Here is a 2,143-nt window from a genome sequence, read left to right as displayed (position 1 = left end):
CGTATGCCGTCTTCCGATCGGTCGGCGGCGACGCCCCGCGAGGGGGGACCGCCGGACCGTTGTCCTGGGTGAAACTGTCGGACGTAGCTCAGCCCCGCACGAGCTTCTTGGCCTGCTCGGCGGCCTCCCGCACGTGCTCCTCGTGACCGGCTTCGTCGCCGCCCACGTTGTCCAGAAGCTCGCGCAGTTCAAGCACGTCCGTCGCGCACTTGCGGCAGGCAGCCAGGTGGCGCTCCACGGCCGCAAGCTCCGCGCCCTCCAGTCTGCCGTCCAGGTACGCCGCCACGGTCAGGGCGTCCGGGCATTCCCCGGCGGATTCTCCAGAAGAAGCCCCCCGCATGTCGCGATTGTTGGACATGGTGTGTAACCTCGCCTCCCGCTCAAGCGTCGTCGTCCCCGTCCGATAGCCCGCAGGCTACGGCGGGTCAAGGATTCCGGGGACATGCACTCATCGGAAGATACGGCCGCTTCCTTTAGAGGCGAAAGAACCCTTCGGAAACATTGTTTTTCGATGCAAACGGAAGGTATGGAATGGACGGGAACCTTGGAGGAGGCCTGGCCTCGGCCAGGTCGCGCGGCGCTTCAGTGAAGCGCGCGTCATCTGCCCGGGCAGGTTTTGCGGTTCACCGGGAAAGGTGCGAGACGGACTCCGAAGCGACCGATCCGGCCGGGTGACAGGCTCGCGGGCCAGGACCGCAGGGGCGCGGGACGATCCGGCAAAGCGCGCGGTGTCCGCCCTGGCCGACCGTTCAGGCCAGGCCCGGTCGCGCCCCGTAGTGGCCCCTCAGCCGCTCCAGGGCCTGGTGCTTCAGGCTTCGCACGGTCTGGGCCTGCACGCTGAGGGCCTGCGCCACCTCATCCACGTCCAGATCCTGGTCGAAGAGCAGGGTGAGCACGTGCGCCTGGCGTTCCGTGAGCACTCCGGGCGGCAATTCCAGGCGTCCTCCGAAGGGCCGGTCCTCGGGCGCGGCCAGTTCCTCGTCCAGCTCCACGGTTGCGCGGCGCGCCTCGGGGCGGCGCAGCCAGTCCAGGGCCACGGAGCGCCCCACCACAGTGAGCCACGTGGAGAGCGCGGCCCGATCCTCCCTGTAGGACCGCAGCAGCCGGAAATCGTCCTTGATCAGGCGGAGGAACACCTCTTGCATTACGTCCTTCGCGTCGTCGGTCGAAGCAGAGGGTGAACGCAGGCGTAACGTACGCAGCACAACGCCGTAGAGCAGCCCGGAAAAATCTTCCACAAAGCGGTCCCAGGCAATTTTTTCCCCTGCGACGACCCGTCCGATGTCCGAATGCCTCGCGGGCACGGAAATGTCCCTCATATCCAACACCTCGAAACTTCAGGTAATGGCTTTCCGGCACAGTGGCCGTATCCCGTCTGGAAGCGTCGCGTTCGGCGCTCCTCCACAGGGCTTCAGCAGGGCGTGTGCCAGCAGGGCAGGTTTTTCCGGGAAAAGAAGGCCGGGCTGATTATTCGTGGCCCTGGGGGCCGGGCAGGGCGAAGCGTTCCAGGCTCAGGTCGTCGAGGTCCAGCACGGCCATGCGGCCCGTGGGGCCTCCCAGGCGGGGCGGCCTGCCCAGGGCGAGGCGCACGGTTTCGGCCAGCATGAGCCCGGCGGCCACTTGAATGGCCGGGGCCAGACAGCCCAGCACGTCCTCCGCGCCTGGGCCGGAAGGCGTGCCCGATGGGCAGATCAGGCCTGCGGGGCCTGTCCAGCCCGGCAGCACCGTGGCGGCCGTGGCCGTGGAGCCCGCCACGCTTCCCGTGACCAGCGGCACGCCCGCCAGGGCCGCGCCGCGTTCCGCCGCCGGTCGGCAGGCCATGCCGCCCAGGGCGTCGATGGCCACGTCCGCGCCCCGGAAGAATTCGGCGAATTCTTCGGGCGCGAGGCGCACCTGCCGGGCGCGCAGTTCCACGGCGGGGTTGATCTCCCGCGCGCGGGCTGCGGCCGCCCCGGCCTTGGACGCGCCCAGGGCGGCTTCCGTGGCCAGGAGCTGACGGTTCAGGTTGGTGGGCTCGAAGAGGTCGTGGTCGGCCGCGTCGATGATCCCGACCCCCAGGCGACACAGGCCTTCCAGCACGGGACCGCCCAGGCCGCCCAGGCCCGCCAGGGCCACCCTGGATTCCAGCAGCCTTGCCTGGGCC

General features: G+C 69.3%; 3 protein-coding genes. All 3 read right to left on the bottom strand.

Annotation, left to right across the window (positions count from 1 at the left end):
- Positions 1-88: 88 nt before the first annotated feature.
- Entirely contained in the window at positions 89-358 is a 270-nt protein-coding gene (locus ACV4UX_RS18870) for an anti-sigma factor family protein (RefSeq protein ID WP_491594824.1), read from the bottom strand.
- Between the two features lie 391 nt (positions 359-749).
- On the bottom strand, positions 750-1,319 hold the full coding sequence (locus ACV4UX_RS18865) for an RNA polymerase sigma factor (RefSeq protein WP_491594823.1): 570 nt from the start codon (positions 1,317-1,319) through the stop codon (positions 750-752).
- A gap of 148 nt (positions 1,320-1,467) precedes the next feature.
- The coding region (locus ACV4UX_RS18860; RefSeq protein WP_491594822.1) for a ThiF family adenylyltransferase at positions 1,468-2,143 on the bottom strand (676 nt) is incomplete at its 5' end.

It is taken from the genome of Fundidesulfovibrio sp. (assembly GCF_058402725.1).
This window is presented reverse-complemented; position numbering and strand designations above follow the sequence as displayed.